Origin of the sequence: Arthrobacter sp. zg-Y1143 (genome assembly GCF_030125565.1) — a bacterium.
In the GTDB taxonomy this organism is placed as follows: Bacteria; Actinomycetota; Actinomycetes; order Actinomycetales; family Micrococcaceae; genus Arthrobacter_B.
In genome coordinates, this window is the sequence record NZ_JASKLW010000006.1 from 322141 (window position 1) to 342561 (window position 20421).

The 20421-nt window shown below is 64.7% G+C and carries 22 protein-coding genes, 2 tRNA genes and 1 pseudogene; 11 read left to right on the top strand and 14 right to left on the bottom strand.

Annotation, left to right across the window (positions count from 1 at the left end; translation table 11 throughout):
* Positions 1 to 21 precede the first annotated feature (21 nt).
* On the top strand, positions 22 to 402 hold the full coding sequence (locus QNN98_RS10080) for a serine/threonine protein phosphatase (RefSeq protein ID WP_283996961.1): 381 nt from the start codon (positions 22 to 24) through the stop codon (positions 400 to 402).
* 76 nt (positions 403 to 478) lie between these two features.
* Here the strand turns inward: QNN98_RS10080 and QNN98_RS10085 are convergent, their stop codons facing one another.
* Complete coding sequence (locus QNN98_RS10085) at positions 479 to 1558, bottom strand: epoxide hydrolase family protein (protein ID WP_283996962.1); 1080 nt, start codon at positions 1556 to 1558, stop codon at positions 479 to 481.
* 148 nt (positions 1559 to 1706) lie between these two features.
* Between QNN98_RS10085 and QNN98_RS10090 the strand changes: the two genes are divergently transcribed.
* A complete protein-coding gene (locus QNN98_RS10090; protein WP_283996963.1) occupies positions 1707 to 2273 on the top strand; it encodes an MOSC domain-containing protein in 567 nt (188 codons plus the stop codon).
* Positions 2274 to 2441: 168 nt separating this feature from the next.
* On the opposite strand, the gene nrdF is transcribed toward QNN98_RS10090, so the two are convergent.
* From nrdF to nrdH, 4 genes are all read right to left on the bottom strand, one after another.
* On the bottom strand, positions 2442 to 3416 hold the full coding sequence (gene nrdF / locus QNN98_RS10095) for a class 1b ribonucleoside-diphosphate reductase subunit beta (RefSeq protein WP_227911600.1): 975 nt from the start codon (positions 3414 to 3416) through the stop codon (positions 2442 to 2444).
* Positions 3417 to 3468: 52 nt separating this feature from the next.
* Positions 3469 to 5607: a class 1b ribonucleoside-diphosphate reductase subunit alpha gene (gene nrdE / locus QNN98_RS10100; protein ID WP_227911635.1), complete on the bottom strand. Its 2139-nt coding sequence runs from the start codon at positions 5605 to 5607 to the stop codon at positions 3469 to 3471.
* On the bottom strand, positions 5604 to 6098 hold the full coding sequence (gene nrdI / locus QNN98_RS10105) for a class Ib ribonucleoside-diphosphate reductase assembly flavoprotein NrdI (RefSeq protein ID WP_227911636.1): 495 nt from the start codon (positions 6096 to 6098) through the stop codon (positions 5604 to 5606). The genes nrdE and nrdI overlap by 4 nt, the downstream gene beginning before the upstream one ends.
* A gap of 103 nt (positions 6099 to 6201) precedes the next feature.
* Positions 6202 to 6447: a glutaredoxin-like protein NrdH gene (gene nrdH, locus QNN98_RS10110; protein WP_146361766.1), complete on the bottom strand. Its 246-nt coding sequence runs from the start codon at positions 6445 to 6447 to the stop codon at positions 6202 to 6204.
* Positions 6448 to 6878: 431 nt separating this feature from the next.
* Here nrdH and QNN98_RS10115 point away from each other — a divergent pair, with 431 nt between their 5' ends.
* The 4 genes and pseudogenes from QNN98_RS10115 to QNN98_RS10130 all read left to right on the top strand — a co-directional run.
* Entirely contained in the window at positions 6879 to 7817 is a 939-nt protein-coding gene (locus tag QNN98_RS10115) for a LysR family transcriptional regulator (protein ID WP_283996964.1), read from the top strand.
* A gap of 40 nt (positions 7818 to 7857) precedes the next feature.
* Entirely contained in the window at positions 7858 to 8955 is a 1098-nt protein-coding gene (locus QNN98_RS10120; RefSeq protein WP_227911602.1) for an FUSC family protein, read from the top strand.
* Between the two features lie 543 nt (positions 8956 to 9498).
* The gene (locus tag QNN98_RS10125; RefSeq protein WP_227926146.1) at positions 9499 to 10068 is read left to right on the top strand and encodes an NADPH-dependent FMN reductase; all 570 of its coding nucleotides are present in this window, start codon (positions 9499 to 9501) and stop codon (positions 10066 to 10068) included.
* Between the two features lie 117 nt (positions 10069 to 10185).
* Positions 10186 to 10383, top strand: a pseudogene (locus QNN98_RS10130) (recombinase family protein); the annotation flags it as partial.
* Here QNN98_RS10130 and QNN98_RS10135 read toward each other — a convergent pair.
* Together QNN98_RS10135 and QNN98_RS10140 are read right to left on the bottom strand one after the other, a co-directional pair.
* Entirely contained in the window at positions 10384 to 11457 is a 1074-nt protein-coding gene (locus QNN98_RS10135; protein WP_227911605.1) for an App1 family protein phosphatidate phosphatase, read from the bottom strand.
* A 49-nt stretch (positions 11458 to 11506) separates the two neighbouring features.
* Positions 11507 to 12613 carry a fatty acid desaturase family protein gene (locus QNN98_RS10140; RefSeq protein ID WP_227926145.1) on the bottom strand — a complete coding sequence of 369 codons (1107 nt, stop codon included), beginning with the start codon at positions 12611 to 12613 and terminating at the stop codon, positions 11507 to 11509.
* 205 nt (positions 12614 to 12818) lie between these two features.
* Between QNN98_RS10140 and QNN98_RS10145 the strand changes: the two genes are divergently transcribed.
* From QNN98_RS10145 to QNN98_RS10160, 5 genes are all read left to right on the top strand, one after another.
* Entirely contained in the window at positions 12819 to 12962 is a 144-nt protein-coding gene (locus QNN98_RS10145) for a hypothetical protein (RefSeq protein ID WP_283996965.1), read from the top strand.
* 24 nt (positions 12963 to 12986) lie between these two features.
* Positions 12987 to 13487 (top strand): type III PLP-dependent enzyme domain-containing protein, encoded by a 501-nt coding sequence (locus QNN98_RS16470; RefSeq protein WP_349643218.1) that lies wholly within the window; start codon positions 12987 to 12989, stop codon positions 13485 to 13487.
* The gene (locus tag QNN98_RS16475; RefSeq protein WP_349643219.1) at positions 13487 to 14254 is read left to right on the top strand and encodes a type III PLP-dependent enzyme domain-containing protein; all 768 of its coding nucleotides are present in this window, start codon (positions 13487 to 13489) and stop codon (positions 14252 to 14254) included. Before QNN98_RS16470 ends, QNN98_RS16475 begins: the two co-directional genes overlap by 1 nt.
* The gene (locus tag QNN98_RS10155; RefSeq protein ID WP_283996985.1) at positions 14190 to 15434 is read left to right on the top strand and encodes a D-arabinono-1,4-lactone oxidase; all 1245 of its coding nucleotides are present in this window, start codon (positions 14190 to 14192) and stop codon (positions 15432 to 15434) included. Before QNN98_RS16475 ends, QNN98_RS10155 begins: the two co-directional genes overlap by 65 nt.
* Positions 15435 to 15508: 74 nt before the next feature.
* Positions 15509 to 16351 (top strand): lysoplasmalogenase, encoded by an 843-nt coding sequence (locus QNN98_RS10160; RefSeq protein WP_283996966.1) that lies wholly within the window; start codon positions 15509 to 15511, stop codon positions 16349 to 16351.
* Here QNN98_RS10160 and QNN98_RS10165 read toward each other — a convergent pair.
* The 7 genes from QNN98_RS10165 to rsfS form a co-directional block, all read right to left on the bottom strand.
* Positions 16305 to 17042, bottom strand: a complete 738-nt coding sequence (locus QNN98_RS10165; protein ID WP_227926141.1) for an NUDIX hydrolase — start codon at positions 17040 to 17042, stop codon at positions 16305 to 16307. The two genes, QNN98_RS10160 and QNN98_RS10165, sit on opposite strands and share 47 nt — an antisense overlap.
* A complete protein-coding gene (locus QNN98_RS10170) occupies positions 17042 to 18148 on the bottom strand; it encodes an AAA family ATPase (RefSeq protein ID WP_283996967.1) in 1107 nt (368 codons plus the stop codon). The genes QNN98_RS10165 and QNN98_RS10170 overlap by 1 nt, the downstream gene beginning before the upstream one ends.
* Positions 18145 to 18804 (bottom strand): nicotinamide riboside transporter PnuC, encoded by a 660-nt coding sequence (pnuC, locus tag QNN98_RS10175; protein WP_227911612.1) that lies wholly within the window; start codon positions 18802 to 18804, stop codon positions 18145 to 18147. The genes QNN98_RS10170 and pnuC overlap by 4 nt, the downstream gene beginning before the upstream one ends.
* 241 nt (positions 18805 to 19045) lie before the next feature.
* Positions 19046 to 19121, bottom strand: a tRNA-Ala gene (locus QNN98_RS10180).
* 47 nt (positions 19122 to 19168) lie between these two features.
* A tRNA-Ala gene (locus QNN98_RS10185) sits at positions 19169 to 19244 on the bottom strand.
* Positions 19245 to 19337: 93 nt separating this feature from the next.
* Positions 19338 to 20021 (bottom strand): histidine phosphatase family protein, encoded by a 684-nt coding sequence (locus tag QNN98_RS10190; RefSeq protein ID WP_227911613.1) that lies wholly within the window; start codon positions 20019 to 20021, stop codon positions 19338 to 19340.
* Positions 20022 to 20029: 8 nt separating this feature from the next.
* A complete protein-coding gene (gene rsfS, locus QNN98_RS10195) occupies positions 20030 to 20416 on the bottom strand; it encodes a ribosome silencing factor (RefSeq protein WP_227911614.1) in 387 nt (128 codons plus the stop codon).
* Positions 20417 to 20421 lie beyond the last annotated feature (5 nt).

Below are 20421 nucleotides of genomic sequence, written 5' to 3' on the forward strand. Positions count from 1 at the left end.
TTCGGTTGTAGGCTTCCTGCCATGACCGGCCCCTTGCCTCCCGAGAACACCTTTGACCACCGCCGCTCGCACGACGGCGAGCACGTTGGATACATCCATCTGGCCGACGACGGCGGCTTCGTCCCGTTCGACCTGCTGCACCGCCAGTGCGGGGAAGCCATGGAACTGGACGAGGCAGAGAATTTGCTGGATGAACTGGGCCTGCGGATGTTCACGGAGGACTGGTGGCTCGACGTCGACGGCGGCCGGATGCCCGTCCTCATCCAGGAAGTGCGGCGCGGCTCGGTGCAGGTGGCCCCAACCACGGAAGGAGCCATTGCGAAGTCAGCGGACCTGCGGAGGTCCGTTGACCTCCCGCTGCCCACGGACCGGCTGCACACAACGGAGTTTCCCGGCCAGTAGCCCGGCGCGGCCGGAAGGCCGGGAAACAGAACGGGCAGGGGCCGGAAGCGGCACGCCGCCCCCCTCCCCCCGGGCGCTATATCAGGCTGAAGCCGTGCCGCAGCTCCTCCACGTAAAGGGCAGGCACTTCGAGCATGGGGAAATGCCCGCCGTGTCCGGCCATCCGGTAAGACCGCAGGTCGGTGAAACGGTGTGCCGCCCAGGGGTGCGGTATCTTTTCGATATCGGCAGGGAAAACCGTCACGGCAGAGGGAACGTTGACCGGCCCTGAATCGTCCGGAGGAAAATTCTCCCAATAGAACCTGGCCGAGGACCCCGCCGTTGCCGATAACCAATAAAAGCTGACGGTATCCAGCATCCGGTTCCGGCTGATGGCGGCTGCCGGGTCGCCGCCGTGATCCGTCCAGGCCCAGAATTTGTCGAGCAGCCAGGCCAGCTGTCCCACCGGGGAGTCGGTCAGTGCGTAAGCCAAGGCCTGCGGGCGGGTGGATTGCTGGAGGGAGTAGCCGCTGCCGGTACGGCGGAACTCCTGCAGTTCGGCCACCCACTGCCGTTCCAGCGGACTGAGCCGTCCGTAGCCATCCGGTTCCGGCGGGTCCACCACATAGGGGGTAAAAGTGTGCAGCCCGGCAACCAGGTCCGGATAACGCCGGCCCAGCGATGCGGTTACCCGGCCGCCCCAGTCTCCCCCGGCAGCCAGGAACCGGAAATAACCCAGGCGGCTCATCAGTTCCACCCAGGCATCTGCTGTCCGGTCAACGTTCCACCCCGAAGACGCTGGCTTGCCGCCGAAACCATAGCCGGGCAGCGACGGCGCCACGACGTGGAACGCCGGCATGGCCGGGTCCGGCGGGTTTGCCAGTACATCCATCACCTCCAGCGGCTCAACCAGTGATCCGGGCCATCCGTGCGTGAGCACCAGCGGACGGGCGTCGGGACGGGACGAGCGTATGTGCAGAAAGTGGATATCCAGTCCTCCGACGACTGCCAGTGACTGCCCGTGAGCGTTGAGCCGGTCCTCCAGTTGCCGCCAGTCGTGGTCCGGCCACGCCGACGCCAGCGCACGGACGTAGTCCAGCGGCAGTCCTTGCGGCCAGCCGGTGTGCCCGACGGACTTACCCGCTGCCTCCGGCTCCGGCCACCGTGTACGCCCCACCTGTCCCGAAGGTCCGCCAGGGCTTCATCGGGCACATGGAGTTTAAAGGTGCGCACGGCATCGGACATTGCTTTCTCCCTCGGCTGACCGGTCTCCGGAGGCACAGCTTAGTACCAGGGCTGTGTCCGGGGCGGGTTAGCGTGGAGGCATGACCTACGAGTACGACGTCGAGATCCTGCACCTGCTGGTCTCCGGCAGCCACGCCTACTTCGGCCGCGCCAAGGACGGGCCCGCCGACGTCGCCACCTCCGACGCCGGGCAGGTGGAAGTGGTGGCCGGGAAGGGAATCGTGGGAGACCGGTTTTTCGGCAAGGCCGCCCACATGGACGCCGCTGTGACGTTCTTCGCCGCCGAGTCGCTGGAGGCCATCGCTGCGGACCTTGGGGCCGGGCCCTTCGATCCGCTGCTGACACGGCGCAACGTGGTGCTGCGCGGTGCGGAGCTGGTGCCCCTCATCGGCCAGGATTTCACTCTTCAGACCGCCGGCGGCAGCGTGGAATTCCACGGAGGCCGGCACGCCCACCCCTGCGCCTGGATGGACACCGTCCTGGCACCCGGGGCGCACAAGGCCATGCGCGGCCGCGGCGGCCTGCGCTGCCGGCCCCTGACCAACGGCGTACTGCAGCGCGGACCCGCCGTGCTGATCAGTCCGGTCCCGCTGGATCCAGCCCGGGCCGGGCACCCCACGCTGCTGCGCCCCGGCCGCCTCCCCTGATCCCCCCTGCATGGGCAGCTCTCCCCAAGGACGTGGCCCGAGGCATCCACTACATTGCCGTACGGGGAAAACAGGATCCGTAATCGGCGCTGCACTGCCGTTAAACCAAAGCCGCCGCAACGGACCGTGTAGGTCCGCCGCGGCGGCAGTGCTGGTTCAGCTAAGGAACTAGAAGTCCCAGTCGTCGTCTTCCGTGTTCACGGCCTTGCCGATCACGTAGGAGGAACCGGACCCGGAGAAGAAGTCGTGGTTCTCGTCCGCGTTCGGGGACAGGGCCGAGAGGATTGCCGGGTTCACGTCCGTCAGGGTGGACGGGAACATGGCTTCGTAGCCCAGGTTCATCAGCGCCTTGTTGGCGTTGTAGTGCAGGAACTTCTTGACGTCCTCGGCCAGGCCGACGCCGTCGTACAGGTCGTGCGTGTACTGGACTTCGTTTTCGTACAGCTCAAAGAGCAGCTCGTACGTGTAGTCCTTCAGCTCCTGGCGGCGTTCCTCCGGCAGGGTCTCCAGTCCGCGCTGGAACTTGTAGCCGATGTAGTAGCCGTGCACTGCCTCATCGCGGATGATCAGGCGGATCAGGTCGGCCGTGTTTGTCAGCTTGGCCCGGGAGGACCAGTACATCGGCAGGTAGAAGCCGGAGTAGAACAGGAAGGACTCCAGCAGGGTGGAGGCGATCTTGCGCTTCAGGGGATCATCGCCGCGGTAGTACTGGGTGACAATCTGCGCCTTCCGCTGCAGGTTCTCGTTCTCCGTGGACCAGCGGAACGCCTCGTCAATCTCCTTGGTGGAAGCCAGGGTGGAGAAAATCGAGGAGTAGCTCTTGGCGTGCACGGACTCCATGAACGCAATGTTCGTGTAGACCGCTTCCTCGTGCGGGGTTAGCGCATCGGGGATCAGCGAGACGGCACCAACGGTGGCCTGCATGGTGTCCAGCAGGGTCAGGCCCGTGAAGACGCGCATGGTCAGCTGCTGCTCTTCGGGTGTGAGCGTGGCCCAGGACTGGACGTCGTTGGACAGCGGCACCTTCTCCGGCAGCCAGAAGTTGTTGACCAGGCGGTTCCAGACTTCTACGTCCTTTTCGTCCTGGATGCGGTTCCAGTTGATCGCCTGCACGTGGTCGATCAGCTTCAGCTTCTCGGTCATGAATTAATCCTTGTCTTCAAAGTTCCGGGGAGGGTGTGCAGCGGGCAGAGCCTTACAGCATGCAGGAAACGCAGCCCTCAACCTCGGTGCCTTCCAGCGCGAGCTGGCGCAGGCGGATGTAGTAGATGGTCTTGATGCCCTTGCGCCAGGCGTAGATCTGCGCCTTGTTGATGTCACGGGTGGTGGCAGTGTCCTTGAAGAACAGCGTCAGGGACAGGCCCTGGTCCACGTGCTGCGTGGCAGCGGCGTAGGTGTCGATGATCTTCTCGTAGCCGATTTCGTACGCATCCTGGTAGTACTCCAGGTTGTCGTTGGTCAGGTACGGAGCCGGGTAGTAGACGCGCCCGAGCTTGCCTTCCTTGCGGATCTCAATCTTCGCGGCCACCGGGTGGATCGAGGAGGTGGAGTTGTTGATGTAGGAGATCGAGCCGGTGGGCGGGACAGCCTGCAGGTTCTGGTTGTAGATGCCGTGCTCCATCACCGACGCCTTCAGCGCCGCCCAGTCGGCCTGGGTGGGGATGTGCACGTTCGCAAACAGTTCACGCACACGCTCGGTCTGCGGCAGCCATTCCTGGTTGACGTACTTGTCGAAGTACTCCCCCGAGGCGTACTTGGAACGCTCGAAGCCGGCGAACTTGCGGCCGGTTTCAATGGCCAGCAGGTTCGACGCCCGCACGGCGTGGTAAACCACCGTGTAGAAGTAGATGTTCGTGAAGTCGATGCCCTCTTCAGAGCCGTAGTGGACCCGTTCGCGCGCCAGGTAGCCGTGCAGGTTCATCTGGCCCAGGCCGATGGCGTGCGACTGGTCATTGCCCTTGGCGATGGACGGCACGGAACCGATGTGGCTCATGTCCGACACAGCGGTCAGGGCGCGGATGGACGTTTCGATGGTCCGGCCGAAGTCGGGGGAATCCATGGTCTTGGCAATGTTCAGCGAGCCGAGGTTGCAGGAAATGTCCTTGCCGGTCTCGTCATAGGAGAGGTCATCGTTATACGTGGTGGGCTGGGAGACCTGGAGGATCTCGGAGCACAGGTTGGACATGATGATCTTGCCGTCGATCGGGTTGGCCCGGTTCACCGTGTCTTCGAACATGATGTACGGGTAGCCGGACTCGAACTGGATCTCGGCGAGGGTCTGGAAGAACTCGCGGGCACGGATCTTGGTCTTCTTGATCCGGGCGTCGTCCACCATCTCGTAGTACTTCTCGGTGACCGAGATGTCGGAGAAGGGCATGCCGTAAACCTTCTCGACGTCGTACGGGGAGAACAGGTACATGTCCTCGTCGCGCTTGGCCAGGTCGAAGGTGATGTCCGGAACCACGACGCCGAGCGAGAGGGTCTTGATGCGGATCTTCTCGTCCGCGTTTTCACGCTTGGTGTCCAGGAACTTGTTGATGTCCGGGTGGTGGGCGTGCAGGTACACGGCGCCGGCGCCCTGGCGGGCGCCGAGCTGGTTCGCGTAGGAGAAGCTGTCTTCGAGGAGCTTCATTACGGGGATGACGCCGGAGGACTGGTTCTCGATCTGCTTGATCGGCGCGCCGACCTCGCGGATGTTGGTCAGTGCGAAGGCTACGCCGCCGCCGCGCTTGGAGAGCTGGAGTGCGGAGTTGATGGACCGGCCGATCGACTCCATGTTGTCTTCGATGCGCAGCAGGAAGCAGGAGACCAACTCGCCGCGCTGGGCCTTGCCGGCGTTGAGGAAGGTGGGGGTGGCCGGCTGGAAGCGGCCCTCGATGATTTCATCCACCATCTGGATGGCCAGCTGCTCGTCGCCGCGGGCCAGGTGCAGGGCAACCATGCACACGCGGTCTTCGTAGCGCTCCAGGTACCGCTTGCCGTCGAAGGTCTTCAGCGTGTACGAGGTGTAGAACTTGAAGGCGCCAAGGAAGGTCTCGAAGCGGAACTTCTTCTTGTAGGCCCGCTGGTACAGGTCCTTGATGAAGTTCATGGAGTACTGGTCGAGGGTTTCCCGCTCGTAGTAGTCGTTCTTCACCAGGTATTCGAGCTTCTCTTCCAGGTCATGGAAGAACACCGTGTTGTTGTTAACGTGTTCAAGGAAGTACTGGCGCGCAGCAGCGCGGTCGGCGTCGAACTGGATCTCGCCGTTCTTGCCGTACAGGTTCAGCATGGCGTTGAGCTCGTGATAGCCCAACCCCTTATAAGCCTCCGGGAGCTCCTTGGAGTCCGTCATGCCGGCTTCTGCGACTGATGTGTCCAAAACTTTTCCAATCCTTCGTTAACCTTGGCAACGTCCTCGGACGTGCCCATGAGTTCAAATCGATACAGCACAGGGACCTTGCACTTCACGGCGATGATGTCCGCCGCGAGGCAGTAGGAGTCCCCGAAGTTGGTGTTGCCGGCCCCGATCACGCCCCGAATCAGGGACCGGTTGTCTTCGTTGTTCAAGAACTTGATGACCTGTTTGGGAACCGCACCCTTTGCCGCGGCCCCGGGCTGGGCTGCGGTTCCTCCGTAAGTGGGGAGCAGCAGCACATAGGGACGGCGGGCCAGCAGGGTGGGCTGGCCGGTGTGGAGCGGGAGCTGGGCCGCAGGGATCCCGAGCTTTTGCACAAAGCGGCGGGTGTACCCGGAAGCCGAAGAGAAATAGATCAGGGACGCATCCGTTTCCGGTTGCCTCTCCCCTGCGGATGCCGATGCCGGATAGCCGGCCTGGTCTGCCATCCCCAGTGTCATGGTTGCTGCGCTCCTGACGGTTCTGCGCGGGTGGTGCGTGGCCGGAAGCGGTGCGCGAAAACCGCACCCCTGTCCTGCCCGGGGGGCAGTCCTAGGCGACGGAGGAAACCTGCGCCTGGGCCAGCTCTTCGATCTTGTCGGGCCGGAAGCCGGACCAGGAGTCCTGCTCGGTGACGACAACGGGTGCCTGCATGTAGCCCATGGCACGGACGCGCTCGAGGGCCTCGGGGTCCTGCGACATGTCCACGCTCTGGTACACAATGCCTTTCTTGTCCAAGGCACGGTAAGTGGCGTTGCACTGTACGCAGGCGGGCTTGGTGTAAACCGTAACGGTCATGGCGTGGTCTCCCCTAGTGAAGCGTGAAGTCTGTTTACTGAAGCGTGTTTGCAGGCTCTGCGAAAGCTTGCTGTGAAGCTGTGTTGAAGCTTTGGTGAAGCTCGAAGTCTGTTCCTAGATACTACATCCAGTCACATGCCCAGACACTACATCTAGTGCGCCCCCAGAGGGGGAACCCCTACATGATGTATTACAAGTATGTCATTACAGAGGGTCTCCGTCCACAGTTTTTGCACAGGGAACAGCGCAGTAATTCCGGGGATTTCCGCGCCCGGGAGCCGGTTCTCCACAGCCTGTGCAGAACCTGCCCGGGCGTGTGACGAGACAGGCAAGATTCATGCGTGTCGCGTACCGTGGGCGTGTCGAGCCTAGTACCCCCGGACACTAGATATTGTGGTCGACGCCGCCGGGCTGAGAAGGAGGACGCTGAGATGGTGAATCCGGTCCATTTGAAGACCCTGCTGGAGGTCATCCGCACCGGGTCCTTCGCTGCCGCCGCTCTGCGGCTGGGATACACGGCATCTGCGGTATCGCAGCAGATGTCCGCTCTCGAAAAGGACACCGGCGCACTGCTCTTCGAGCGTTCGGCGCGGACCGCCTCCCCCACGGAAGCCGCCGTCGTTATGGCCCGCCATGCCGTGAAGGTGCTGACGGACATGGACGCCCTCATTGCCGCCGCGGCACGGACCGGCAGCACCCGGGGGCACGAACTGCGCTTGGGTATCTTCCCCAGCCTGGCCACGTTCGCCCTGCCCGAGATGATGGCCTCGCCCGAATGGCAGAACCTGGGCATCGACCTGAAACTGTCCGTGGCGGAACCCGCACAGACCATCCAGGGGCTGCGCAGCGGCGGGGACCTCGACGTCGCGCTGGTTTACCAGGTGGGCCAGGGCGGGCTGGCCTGGCCCACCACCGTCAGCCGGCGCTGGCTGGGCGACGACGACTTCCGGGTGGTGCTGCCCGAATCCTGGGGCATCCGCAGCGGTTCGGAGGTCACCGCGGAGCAGCTGGCCGGCATGCCGTGGATCATGCACCACCCGGGCACCCCGGATGCGCTGGTGATCGAGCGGCTCTTTGCCAGCTGCAGCCTGCACCCGCAGGTGGCGGCCTGGTGCGATGACTTCAACGCGAGCCTGGCCATGGCCGCCGCGGGCCTGGGCGCGGCGCTGGTGCCGGAGCTGGCCATGCTGAACCGGCCGGCCGGCACGGTGGTGCTGGACGTTCCCGAAATCCGCCTTGCACGCAGCATCTTCGCGCTGCTGATCCACGAGCAGAACGTCCAGGTCCGGCTTTTCCTGGACCGGCTGGCGGACATACTGGGCCGGCGGAGCATTGTGCCGATGCCCACATCCGGGCCGCAGCAGGCCTGAAAAATCGTCGTCCGGGCCGTGCCCGCGCAATACTGGCGGAATGACCACCGGTGAAAAAATCCTCCCCAAACGGTCACTGACTGCCGTTACCAACCGTGTGACCGGAGTCCTGCGCTACACCCGCTTCCAGCTTGCCTTCAAGGCGACGCTCGCTGTCGGCATTGCCTGGACTATTGCCCCCCACGTCCCAGGGGTAGCTTCGCAGTACCCGTACTACGCGCCCCTCGGCGCCATCATCAGCATGTACCCCACCGTGTCCGGGTCATTCCGCACCGGCATGGAGACGCTGGCGGGTCTGGTGACCGGAATGCTCCTGGCACTCGGAGCCCTATTGATCGGCACACCGAACGTGTGGACCATCTCCGTGATTGTCGGCATCGGCGTGCTCCTTGGCGGATTGTCGTTCCTCGGTGCCTCCGGGCGCGAATACGTGCCGATGGCCGCACTGTTTGTCCTGGTCCTGGGCGGTGATGATCCCGACGGGTACTCCTTCGGCTACGGCGTGCAGATGCTGGTGGGGGTGGTGGTTGGACTGGCGGTCAACGCCCTGATTTTCCCGCCGCTGCACCTGAACGGCGCCGTTAACGGGCTGGTGACCCTAAGAAAATCGCTGGCGCGCCAGCTTCGGGACATGGGCCGGGCGCTGGAGGAAACCTGGCCGCCCGAACATGATGACTGGGCCCAGCGGGAAAACGAGCTCGATGCCCTGACCCGGGAGGTCCGTGAGGCCGTGGAGCTCGCCGACAACAGCAGGCACGGGAATATCCGCCGCCGCAAATACCGGCGTGACATCAGCGCTGACTACCGTGCCCTGCGGGCCATGGAACGTGCCACCAGGCATGTGAAGGACATGACCGAAGTGCTCACCGACGCGATCTGGCGCAACCCGGAGCATGTCGCCGTCCCGGCATCCCTGATCGCGCCTTTGGCCGACGCCGTGAATGCGTGCGGCGAGGCGGTGGAGGTCTGGGATCCGCAGAGCGAGGAGCACTCGGCGGCAACGGAGGCTCTGGTGGACCTGGTACGCCTGGTCAACACCACTGCCTCAGCCGATAGCCCAGTGGACTCGACAGCGGCGCTGGCCATGGACCTGCGCCGCATCCTGCGGATCATCACCGCGGAGACGGACGACGCCTGACTTGCCCGAACGGGGCAGGGACAGCACGCATTGCGTCCATGAGCCGAAACAGATCCTCGTACAGGCCCCGGTTCGGGCTAGCGCACTGCGCCCGGGCAAACGCACACTCGAAGAGACGCACCGCGCCCCATAGATTTCCTTCGTGATCGCGGAGGACTGTAAAGCAAGCGGGAACCACGTGGTGTTATTCCCGCATCCATCTTTTAACGGCCCCGCGAGCCCGGGCCAAACCCTCAGAGGCGGAGTCCTGGAGTCCGCAGCGCTGGTCCTGCCAACGCGGCACGAACGAAAACACCAACAGGCTCCTACGACGACGCCGATATGCTCGTCGAACTCGGCTAACAACCCCGCCACCCCGTGCAGGCGGACGGGCAAACCTTCTCTGCTGCCCTTCATGTGTCTGGGACTGCGGTCGTGTTGTAAGCGCCCAGATTGGCCGGATGAACAGGGGAACCGCGCTGCGGGCCGTGCGTCCTCTTTTGCGCGAACGTACGGTTGAAGTGTCATTGACAAGGCGGGCGCGGATTCTGAGATGGGTCACTAATGGAACAAGTCAGCCGGATCGCCGTGGTGGTCGGCAGCACACGACCGAACCGGATCTGCGGTGTTGTCGCATCCTGGGTTCGAGACTCGCTGCAAGACGGAAGTCCGCTTCAGTATGAGCTGCTTGACCTTGCTGAGGTCGGCCTTCCTCTTCTTGATGAACCGTTGAAGCCCGCCCTGCAGCAGTACCAGCACGAACACACCCACCAGTGGAGCCGACGGATAACCGGTTTGGACGGGTTCCTGTTCGTCTTTCCGCAATATAACTGGGGCTACCCTGCAGCCCTAAAGAATGCTCTGGACTATCTGTATGTCGAGTGGTGGGACAAACCGGCCAGCGTTTTCACGTATGGCACCCGGGGCGGAGGCAAGGGCGCCAAGCAGCTGCAGACTGTTCTGCACGGCCTTCACATGAATGTCCTGGACGTTCATGTTGAGGCAATCATCACTGACGATGACGTCGACGACCGCTGGCAGCTTACAGAGCCGAATTCAACGCTGAGTCCCACGCTGACCCGGCTGCACGATATCGACAAGGCGTTTATCGAAACACTCCTCGATGGTCAGTGACCGCAGTCCTGCATTTTCACGTTGGACCGGATCAGGCTGAACTAGGGCACCCCACGAGTAGGCCGGTCACTCACCGTGCACTTATGCACTCCAGCAAAGCTTCATATCCAGAGTGGCACACGCAAGGGCGTATCGCTGAGCCTGGCTCCCAGCGTCTACGGTCCCACGGATCCCGTTGGGCGCCTTTTCTTCTACGTCCTCGGCATGGTCGCTGAATTTGGGGCCGATCTCATTGGCATGAGGACCTGCGAGGGTATGGCCGTCGCCAAAGCCAAGGGGCAGTTGCGAGGGAAGACGCCCAAGCAATCTGCTTCCCTAGCCTGCGTCGGGCAGCAGGCCCAGTTCGGCTAGCTGCCGGGACATCCCGGCGCCGTCCGGAGCATAGATCCACGGCACCTCCACCGGGGTTTCCCCCGGCTTGCCGGTCCGGCCGCCGGCGAGCACCGCTTCGCCTGCCGAGAGCTGGCGGATCGCGATGGCCCGGACGTTCTCCGGGTGGCGCTGGGCGAAGTCTGCATAGATCTCTTCGTCGTGCTGGCCGTTATCGCCGATCAGCAGCCACTTGATGTCCGGGAATTCCTGCGCCAGCCGCTCCAGCTGGGTGCGTTTGTGCGCCTGCCCGCTGCGGAACCAGCGGTCAGTGGTGGGGCCCCAGTCGGTGAGCAGCAGCGGACCGGCCGGATACAGGTTGCGGGTGATGAACCGCGTCAGGGTGGCGGCCACGTTCCAGGCACCGGTCGAAAGATAAAGCACCGGGCCCACGGGGTTTTCCCTGGCCAGCCGGTCCATCATCACGGCCATTCCGGGGGTGGGCGTGCGGGCATGCTCGTCGAGGACAAAGGTGTTCCACGCCGCCAGCATTGGACGGGGCAGGGCAGTGACCATGATGGTGTCGTCAATGTCGGAGACCACGCCCAGCTCAGCGGCAGGGTCCACCACGTAGATCGGTGCCGTGGTTTCTTCGCCGTCTTCGGAACGAAGCAGGACGGTGGTCCAGCCGGGCGCAAGATCCGCCGGAAGGATGGCATCCACCACTCCCCCGCGGTCTGCGGTGACCACATGCTTCTGGCCGCCCACAATGACGGTGACCGTCGCCTTGTTGACGGGCGGGCTCATGAAGTTCCGCCAGCCGCGGATGCCGTCGGCGATCGCCTTGGACGCCATCGACTTTTCTGCACCGTCAAAGTAACCGGGCTTGGCCAGGATGACCCGGCCCAGGACCCGTACCCATTCGGTGGAGCCGTAGCCGGTGAACGGCAGGACGGTCTGCACGTCGCCCCGTTTGCGGGCGCGTTCATCGCGCCAGGCATGGATGGAATCCTCCATGCGCATGCCGAGGTGTGCCACCTGCGTTGTGTCCGCCGGGCGGGCTGCGGGGTTTTTTGTCATGTTCCCAGTCTGTCAGAAGCTTTGAACGCGGCTATTCGCTGCGGCCCGGCTAGATGCGGTACTTGGACCGCATCGGGCAATCGAACGGGTCCCGGGCGGAGAGGCCCACTTCGTTGAGGTACCGAACCACTATGGCGTAGGACTGCACCAGGGTGGTCTCTGTGTAGGGAATGGAATGCTTGGCGCAGTGTTCTTTCACCAGTTGGCTGGCCCGGGCCAGGTGCGGCCGGGGCATGCTCGGGAACAGGTGGTGTTCCACTTGGTAGTTCAGTCCGCCCATCAGGGTGTTCATCCCGCGGCCCACGATATTGCGGGAGGTCAGTACCTGACGGCCCAGGAAGTCGACTTTGGAGTCCCTCGGGAGGATCGGCATGCCCTTGTGGTTCGGCGCAAAGGATGCGCCCATGTAGACGCCGAACACCGCAAGCTGTACGCCGATAAAGGCGAAGGCCATTCCCACCGGCAGGAAGAAGAACACGGCAGCCAAGTACAGGCCCAGGCGCGTGAACACCATCACCAGTTCGGAGATACGGCCCTTGACCTCCTTGTTTGCAAAGAGGTGCTTGATGGAGGTCGCGTGCAGATTGATGCCCTCGAGCATCAGCAGGGGGAAGAACAGCCAGCCCTGGCGGCGGGCGAACCACGCCATGAACCCCTTTTGGCGTGCCGCCTGTTCCGGCAGGAAGGAGATGGTGTCCATATCAATGTCCGGGTCCTTGCCCACCGTGTTGGGGTTGGCGTGGTGCCGGCTGTGCTTGTTCATCCACCACTGGTAGCTGATGCCGACGACGGCGTTCGCTACGAACTTTCCGGCACGGTCATTCGCGGGTCCTGATTCGAAGACCTGGCGGTGCGAGGCCTCGTGCGCAATGAAGGCCAGCTGGGTCAGGAGGATGCCCAGCGCGGCCGCGATAAGCAGCTGGAACCAGCTTTCCCCGATGAAGAAGGAGCCTGTCGCAGCAGCCACCAGGCCGGCGCACAGGAAAATGAAGGTGCTGATGTAGAAGGACCGCCGGCGTTTCAGCAGCCCCTCGTCACGGACCGCTTTGAGGAGTCCGGAGTAGGTGCTGGTGATGTTGCGGCGGGGCTTCTTTTCCCCCGGGGTCCCAGCCGGAACTGCGGCGGAGGATGCGGTGGAGGGTGCGGTTGTGCTCATGCGGCCTTCTGGTGGTCTCTACGACTTCCCAGCCGCCCTAACGAGCGGATTCGCTCTACAGATGTGACTAGCCTAACCCGGAAGGCTGGTGTTTGTCTGTGACCGTACCGTTACCGTGGCCGCGGTTGACTGTCGTTCGCCTGCGCGCCTAGGCTCTCCGGCTGCGGAATCCCGCCTATGGTGTTGCCAAACAAAGGAGCACACCATGGCAGAGCACGTCGACGGCGGGCCTCGGGACGCCGGACTGCGGCTGGTCCCGCATGCCGGCCCGGACGGGACGACGGCGTACGGCACCGCCCTTCCGCAGCCATGGCTGGACACCGGGGAGTACTGGCCGGGCCTTTCCTGAGCGACGGCGGCACTGCCGGCGCCCGTGGCGGTTCTGGGCCTGGAGGCGCTGCGCTGGAATGCGGCGGACCTGCTGCGGCGGGCCGCCGGGATACCGCTGCGGGTCGCCAGCAAGTCGCTGCGGGTCCGCTCAGTCATGGAGGAGCTGCTGCAGCATCCGGGTTTCCGCGGGGTTTTCGCCTACACCCTGGCAGAAGCCTTATGGCTGGCCGAGCGCTGTGATGATGTATTGGTGGGCTATCCGAGCACCGACCGCCCCGCGCTGGAACGCCTGCTGGCGGACGAACTCCTTGCTTCCCGGGTCACGCTAATGGTTGACGACGAGGCCCAGCTTGACCTGGTGGACGCCGTGCTCCCGCCCTCCCGGCGTCCCGAACTGCGGATCTGCTTGGATGCGGACGCCTCATGGCGTGCGCCGGTCCTGGGCTTCATCGGCACCCGCCGCTCTCCCCTGCACCGCCCTGCCGACGCAGTGCGGATGGGTGCCCGTATTGCCGACCGCCCCGGATTCCGGCTGGCGCGCTGATGATGTACGAAGCCCAAATAGCCGGGATCGGAGACGCGGTTCCGGGTGCCGGTCCCATGAATGCCATGATGCGCCGGATCCAGCCCCGGTTCATGACCGAGCTCCGCGAACGCCGCGGCCGGATTACGGCCGGGCTGCACGGCGTCGCGGATCTTGAATTCGTCAACGGCGGCGGCACCGGTTCGCTCGAGGCTACCCGTGCCGACCCTGTGGTCACCGAGATGACCGCCGGATCCGGCCTGTTCGCCGGCCGTCTCTTTGACGGTTACCGCGCCTTTACTCCCGCTCCCGCGGCGGCCTATGCGTTCGACGTCGTACGGCGCCCCGCACCGCAGATCGCCACGGTCCTCGGCGGGGGCTGGATTGCCTCCGGTCCGCCGGGGCCGGGCCGCAGTCCGCAGCCGGTGTGGCCGCAGGGCCTGCGCCTGCTGCCCCGCGAAGGCGCCGGAGAAGTCCAGACTCCCCTGCGCGGAGCCGGCGCTGCCGCCCTGCGCGCCGGGGACCGCGTCTGGTTCCGGCACGCAAAAAGCGGCGAACCCGCCGAACACGTCACGAGATACCACGTGGTGAAGCCAGGCGCATCGTCGCCGAATTGCCTACTTACCGCGGCGAGGGAAAGGCGTTCCTGTGAGCATCTCCGGAGGAAAGACTGCCCGCCCGTGGCGGAACTGGGGCCGCAGCGTATCGGCCGTTCCCCTGCGGATGGAGCAGCCGGACAGCGCCGCCGCCCTGCAGCGGTCGGTCGCCGCGGCCGCAGCCGCGGGTAGCCGGGTCAAGGCAGTGGGGGCAGGGCACAGCTTTACCGCTATTGCCGCCACGGATGGAGTCCTGCTGGACCTGAAGCGCCTGCAGGGACTGATCGGGGTGGAGCCGGGAACTGGGCGCGTGCGGCTGCACGCGGGCACCCGGCTGCACCGGATACCGGACCTGCTGGCGCCCTACGGGCTGGCCATGCCGAACCTGGGCGACATTGACCGGCAGTCCATTGCCGGTGCGGTGTCCACGGGTACGCACGGGACGGGGGCCGGTTTCGGCGGTCTCAGCACCCAAGTGGCGGGGCTGACGCTGATCCAGCCCGACGGCGGCGTGCTCACCCTTGCCGACGGCGATCCCCTGCTGCCCGCCGCTGCCCTCGGGCTGGGGGCACTTGGCGTCATCGCCGACATCTCCCTGCAGTGCGTGCCCGCGTTTGTCCTGCATGCCGAGGAACGCTCCGAGCCGCTGGCCGAGGTACTTCAGGGGCTGCCGGACCGGGTGAAGGCGGCGGACCATTTCGAGTTCTACTGGTTTCCCCACACGGACCGCGCGGCTACGAAAACCAACACCCGGCTGCCGGGCACCGCGCAGCGCAGGCCGCTGGGCCCCGCCGGCCGCTGGATCAACGAAACACTGCTTTCCAACACCGTTTTCCGTGCCGCCTGTGCTGCCGGTGTGGCGGTGCCGGCAGTGATACCCGCCGTGAATAAAACCGCTGCACGGCTCCTTGGCGGGCGTGAGTACTCCGATGCCTCGCCCCGGGTCTTTACCCAGCGGCGCACCGTCCGGTTCCGGGAAATGGAGTATGCGGTGCCCGCAGACCGGCTGCCTGCGGTATTCGATGCCCTGCGGCAGGTAATTGACCGGCACCGGTGGCGGATTTCCTTTCCAGTGGAGGTGCGCTGGGCGGCAGCGGATGACCGCTGGTTGTCCACGGCTTACGGCCGGGACACCGCCTACCTGGCAGTGCACCGCTATTACCGTGAGGACTGCCGGGAGTATTTCGCGGCAGTGGAGGCAGTGATGCTCGCCCACGGGGGCCGTCCGCACTGGGGCAAGATGCATTCGCTGGACGCATCTGCCCTGGCGGAGCGGTATCCGCGTTTTGCTGATTTCCTTGCCGTCCGGGACCAGTTGGACCCGGACCGGGTCTTCGGGAACGCTTATCTGGAGCGGGTGCTGGGTCCGTAAGAGAACGCACCGGCCTGCCGGAAAAGACGGCGCACACCCCGTAGCATGGGCCCCAGACGACCCGAAGGAGTGCCGTGCCCACCGCGCCGGAACATCAGAAGAGAGCCCTGTCCCCCTCCCGGTGGTGGGGGTTTGTACCGTTTGCCGTGCTCTCGGCGATCCATGTCGGAGCCCGCGCCGCGGGTGCCGACGATCTCGCCGGCCCCACCAAGCTGGCCCTGATGCCGCTGCTCGCGGTCGCCGCAGTATGGGCTTTGCGCAGTGCCGGCACCTCCGAGCAGCAGCAGACCGGCGAGCCATCCGCCGAAACTGCGCGCCCCGCCGAAACTGCGCGCCCCGCCGAAACTGCGCGCCCCGCCGAAGCTGCGCGCCCCGCCCTGTTGCCCGCAGCCTTGCTGTTCGGGGCGCTGCTGTTTTCCTGGCTGGGCGACGGCGCCGCCACCTTCGTCCCGTTTACACCTGAGCTGCCGGTCATGCTGGGCTCCTTTGGCATCGCTCACCTTTGCTACATCTGGCTCATGGCCCAGTACGCAGCCGGCCGCCGGTTCCCGCGCTGGGCGCTGGTGTATCCGCTGTGGTGGGTGCTGATGCTGGTGGTGCTGTGGCCGGTCCTCGGTTCGCTGTCCCTCGCAGTGGCCGCTTACGGGATTGTCCTGGCCGGAACCGCAGCAACGGCGTCGCGCTGCGGGCCGGTGGTGGCCGCCGGCGGCGTGCTGTTCCTGGCATCGGACACCATCTTGTCCTTCCGGATTTTCATGCCCGATGCCATGCCCGGCTGGACCAGTGCCATGGTGATGCTGACCTACTGCGCGGGGCAGGGACTCATTGTTGCCGGGGTCCTGCACCGCCTGCGCCCAGCCGGCCGTGCGGCTACGCTGCCGGGCGGATCAGCGGCGGACTTAAGTACTCGTCCTTGACAGTGAACACCGACGCGGGGGCGCCCTTTCCCCGGGTGACTTTTCGGCCGGTGTCCTGCAGCGCGCCGGTCATTTTCCGGGTGAAGTTCCCGGCGTCGAGCTTATTCGTGTTCCATACCGCCTGATAAGCGCGGCGGAGCTGGTTGAGCGTGAATTCCTCCGGCAGGAGCCTGGCGGCAGTGAGCGTGTATTCGATCTTGCCCGCCAGGCGGTCCAGCGCGGCGGTAAGGATCTCCCGGTGGTCAAAGGCCAGGCTTTCCCGGGCCAGGACGTCGTATACGGGCAGCCATTGCGCCGATGCGGCGTCGCTCCCGGTCTCCAGGTCCGGCAGTGCCCGGCCGTCGGTTGCCAGCAGCGCCAGATGGGCAACGGAAACCACCCGCATCCGGGGGTCACGCGCCGGTGCGCTGAAGGTAGCCAGCTGCTCAACGTGGGCGCGGTGCGCCCCCAGCTCCAGCCCGGTTTCCTCCTGAAGCTCCCGCCAGGCGGCGGTCAAGGCGTCCTCGTCCGGTGAAACAAATCCGCCGGGCAAGGCCAGGGAGCCCTTGAAGGGATGTGCGCCGCGGCGCACGAAGGCGGCATTCAAGGTACCCCCGGTGACGGCGAAGACCACCAGGTCCACGGCCAGGGCAACGGAGGGATACTCCCGGGGGATGTAGTCCTTGAGGAACCGTTCTTCTTCAGTGTCCATCAGCGTCCTGCCAGTACGGTGCGGGTTGCCCAGGGCGGGGAGGTGAAGTGGTTCCGCCGGGCGATGATCAAGTCAATGATCTCAGTTGCCGTGGCCAAGCGCTCTTCCCGGGTGCCGGAAACGAGGATCCAGGACGCGCCTGCCGCGGTGAGTTCCTCCTTGAACCATTCGGTCATCTCAGCCCGCGGATGCTCTGCCTCACGCCAGCCGTCGTCCTCGAACGGCACTCCCTCGTGGTCGGTGATGAGGTAGAGGTCACGGCGTGGAATACGCTCAACGGCAAGGTAGGAGCCGTAGCTCTGTTCGCCGATGTATACCCGTTCGAAGAGCGCGGTAGTGATCACATCCGTGTCGGCTATAACCAGCGGACACCGGTCGGCTGCATCGTTTTCCATTTGGTTCTGCCGCTCGCCGATGTGTGCGAAGTCCGCGGCGGTCCATACCATGTCGGTGAGGACGGCGTCGGGGTCCGCCGCCTGCGCCGCAGCGAACTTGTCGTACGTGAACTGGCGGCCGTATTCCGGCACGTCGGCCAGATCCGGGTAGCTCTTCCGATAGTGCCCGGTCAGGGCCGCGGCAAGGGTGGTGGTCGCGGTGGACTCGGCGCCAACCACGATGATCCGCACGGCCAGGTCCTGCCGGGCAGGCCCGATGACGTCGGCCCAGGCAGCGCGGAGGTCATCACGGCAGAGGGTTCCGCTGACCGGATGGTCCATCCGCTCCCGGTCCACCATCACGTGGGCCGCACCGAAATCCCCTGCCAGTTGCCGGCCGTAATCCTCGGAACTGAACACGGCGTCTACGGCCGTGATGCCCTTCATCTTGAGGGCCAGGCGCAGCACCTCGTTGTGCGCCTTCCAGATGGCCCGGGAGCCGTAGTCCACGGGGCAGTCATCGGGCATGCCGATGACCGTGACGTTTGAACCCTCGAACTCCGCCGCCAGCCACTTCACCCGGTTCTCCATGCTGATGCTTTCGAACCGGCTGGCCAGGACAACGACGGCGAGACCGGTGCATTGCCCGGCGGCAGCGGCTATGAGGTGACGGTGGCCTGCATGCGGCGGATAGAACTTGCCGATGACTACTCCCTGCCCGAAGCGGTTCATGCCGCGACCTTCCCCATGCCGGTGCTCGTCTCCGCTGCCTTGCGGGTACGCGTCCAGCCCGCGAGACCGTAGACGCAGAGGGCGGTAAAGCCGATGTAGAGGATGGCGGTGAGGTTAAGTCCGCGGGAGAAGTAGAGCGGGATGCTGACCAGGTCGATCACAATCCACACGTACCAGTGCTGGAAGATCTTCTTGGCCTGCCAGAAGGTAGCCAGCAGCGAAGCTGCCAGGACGAAGGCGTCCGGCCAGGGAACCTGGGAATCAGTGCCGTGCAGGAGGATCTGGGCAATGCCCACGGTAGCCAGCACCACGGCGCCGAGGCCGCCGGCAATCTCAGCCCTGCGGCCGTCACGGATGGGTAGGTCACCCTTTCCGTCCGTGCTTTTGGCGCCCCGCACCCAGTTGTACCAGCCGTAGACCGATACAGCGGCGAACACAGCCTGCAGCAGTGTCTCCCCGTACAGTCCGGCACCGAAGAACAGCACAATGAACGCCACGTTGTTCACGATGCCGACCGGCCAGTTCCAGGACTTTTGCCGGGCAACGCCGTAGACGCAGGCTGCACCGGTAACGAACCCGATGACTTCGATCCAGCTGACCGGTGCTCCAAGCAGCGTTGCTGCCGGGGAGTTCATCCAATCCAGTACTGCGTTCATGTCGTCCTCCATATTTATTGTCACTCTGACAATAAACACCCTAGGGCAGCAGAGCTGATCGGGGAAGGGCCATGTCCGGGGGAATATGTGATCTGCATCACCGGCTCACTGCAAAAACCTATGGCGCCGGACCGGCGGCATAGAATCGCGGACACAAAAAAGCCCCGCCGGCCGGCGAGGCTAATTTCCTGGAAATGTCTGTTAACGCTTATTTAGTTTTTGACACTTATGGAGTTTTGCTTGGTGGAGCTGAGGGGACTCGAACCCCTGACCCCCTGCATGCCATGCAGGTGCGCTACCAGCTGCGCCACAGCCCCAAACTTTTAGTGTTTCCACCGCAAATCCTTCGGTGTCCCGAAGGTTTTGGTGGAGCTGAGGGGACTCGAACCCCTGACCCCCTGCATGCCATGCAGGTGCGCTACCAGCTGCGCCACAGCCCCAAAACTATTGGTTGTTTACCCCGTTTTTCCCCTCATTGGGGCGAAGCAACTCCTCTACCTTAGTACAAATCCGCAGGAGCGCAAAATCGCTTCTCAGCCCTCCACCGGTCCGGTGGGAAGCGAGTCCAGCCCAACGTTGTGCTGGGTCAGATGCCACGCGGGCTGCCCGCGCCGGTCGGGAACTTCCTGCAGTACGGACCAGTGGCAGTTGGAAACCCCGGAAATTACGGCCCAGGACTCAGCGGGCAGTCCCAGCAGTGCGCAGATGCCGGCACGGATGGCTCCCCCGTGGCTGACCACCACCAGCGTGCCGCCGGGCTCCACGCCCTGAACGGCGTCGTTCACGGCTGCGGCCACGCGCGTGCCGACGTCGACACGCGTTTCACCGCCGCCGGCCCGGACACTGCCCACGCCGGCTGACCATGCAGCCAGCAGCGGGGCGTCCTGCTCGCCGATCTGCGCAAAGGTGCGGCCCTCCCACGTCCCGGCGAAGGTCTCCCGCAGGCGCTTGTCCTGGGCGACCTCGAGGCCGAGGAGCGCACCGAGGGACCTGCCCGTGTTCAGTGCACGGCCCAGATCGGACGAGACGATCGCAGCAGGTTCCAGGAAACGGAGCACGGCGGCCGCCTCGGCTGCCTGCCGCACACCGGAGGGATCAAGGGCAATGTCCTGCTGCCCCTGAAAGCGCCCCACCCGGTTCCATTCGGTGCGGCCGTGGCGCCAAAACACCACGCGCCGCGACGCAGAACCGGGATCCCAGGGGGCTGGAGCGCTCACGGGCAGGCTTACTCTGACTCGGCCGCGGCGGAGGCGTCTTCGAGCTGGAGATCCACCACAGGGCAGTCCTTCCACAGGCGCTCAAGGGCGTAGAAGACGCGGTCTTCTTCGTGCTGGACGTGTACCACTACGTTGGCGTAGTCCAGCAGCACCCAGCGGCCTTCGCTGCGTCCTTCGCGGCGGACGGGCTTGAGGCCCTTCTTGGACAGCTCCTCCTCAATGCCGTCAACAATGGCGTTGACCTGGCGCTCGTTCGAGGCCGATGCAATGAGGAAGACATCCGTGATGGCCAGGCGTTCGCTTACGTCAATGGCGACAATGTCATCGGCAATCTTGTCCGACGCCGCTTTGGCCGCCGCCCGTGCAATGTCAATGGAAGATTCGGTGGCGCTCAAAGTGT

Bases quoted from the DNA above. Each gene is read 5' to 3' on its own strand.
- QNN98_RS10080 (WP_283996961.1), top strand. From the start codon at position 22: ATGACCGGCCCCTTGCCTCCCGAGAACACCTTTGACCACCGCCGCTCG.
- QNN98_RS10090 (WP_283996963.1), top strand. From the start codon at position 1,707: ATGACCTACGAGTACGACGTCGAGATCCTGCACCTGCTGGTCTCCGGC.
- nrdF (WP_227911600.1), bottom strand. From the start codon at position 3,416: ATGACCGAGAAGCTGAAGCTGATCGACCACGTGCAGGCGATCAACTGG.
- nrdE (WP_227911635.1), bottom strand. From the start codon at position 5,607: ATGACGGACTCCAAGGAGCTCCCGGAGGCTTATAAGGGGTTGGGCTAT.
- nrdI (WP_227911636.1), bottom strand. From the start codon at position 6,098: ATGGCAGACCAGGCCGGCTATCCGGCATCGGCATCCGCAGGGGAGAGG.
- nrdH (WP_146361766.1), bottom strand. From the start codon at position 6,447: ATGACCGTTACGGTTTACACCAAGCCCGCCTGCGTACAGTGCAACGCC.
- QNN98_RS10115 (WP_283996964.1), top strand. From the start codon at position 6,879: ATGGTGAATCCGGTCCATTTGAAGACCCTGCTGGAGGTCATCCGCACC.
- QNN98_RS10120 (WP_227911602.1), top strand. From the start codon at position 7,858: ATGACCACCGGTGAAAAAATCCTCCCCAAACGGTCACTGACTGCCGTT.
- QNN98_RS10125 (WP_227926146.1), top strand. From the start codon at position 9,499: ATGGAACAAGTCAGCCGGATCGCCGTGGTGGTCGGCAGCACACGACCG.
- QNN98_RS10135 (WP_227911605.1), bottom strand. From the start codon at position 11,457: ATGACAAAAAACCCCGCAGCCCGCCCGGCGGACACAACGCAGGTGGCA.
- QNN98_RS10140 (WP_227926145.1), bottom strand. From the start codon at position 12,613: ATGAGCACAACCGCACCCTCCACCGCATCCTCCGCCGCAGTTCCGGCT.
- QNN98_RS10145 (WP_283996965.1), top strand. From the start codon at position 12,819: ATGGCAGAGCACGTCGACGGCGGGCCTCGGGACGCCGGACTGCGGCTG.
- QNN98_RS16475 (WP_349643219.1), top strand. From the start codon at position 13,487: ATGATGTACGAAGCCCAAATAGCCGGGATCGGAGACGCGGTTCCGGGT.
- QNN98_RS10155 (WP_283996985.1), top strand. From the start codon at position 14,190: ATGGAGCAGCCGGACAGCGCCGCCGCCCTGCAGCGGTCGGTCGCCGCG.
- QNN98_RS10165 (WP_227926141.1), bottom strand. From the start codon at position 17,042: ATGGACACTGAAGAAGAACGGTTCCTCAAGGACTACATCCCCCGGGAG.
- QNN98_RS10170 (WP_283996967.1), bottom strand. From the start codon at position 18,148: ATGAACCGCTTCGGGCAGGGAGTAGTCATCGGCAAGTTCTATCCGCCG.
- pnuC (WP_227911612.1), bottom strand. From the start codon at position 18,804: ATGAACGCAGTACTGGATTGGATGAACTCCCCGGCAGCAACGCTGCTT.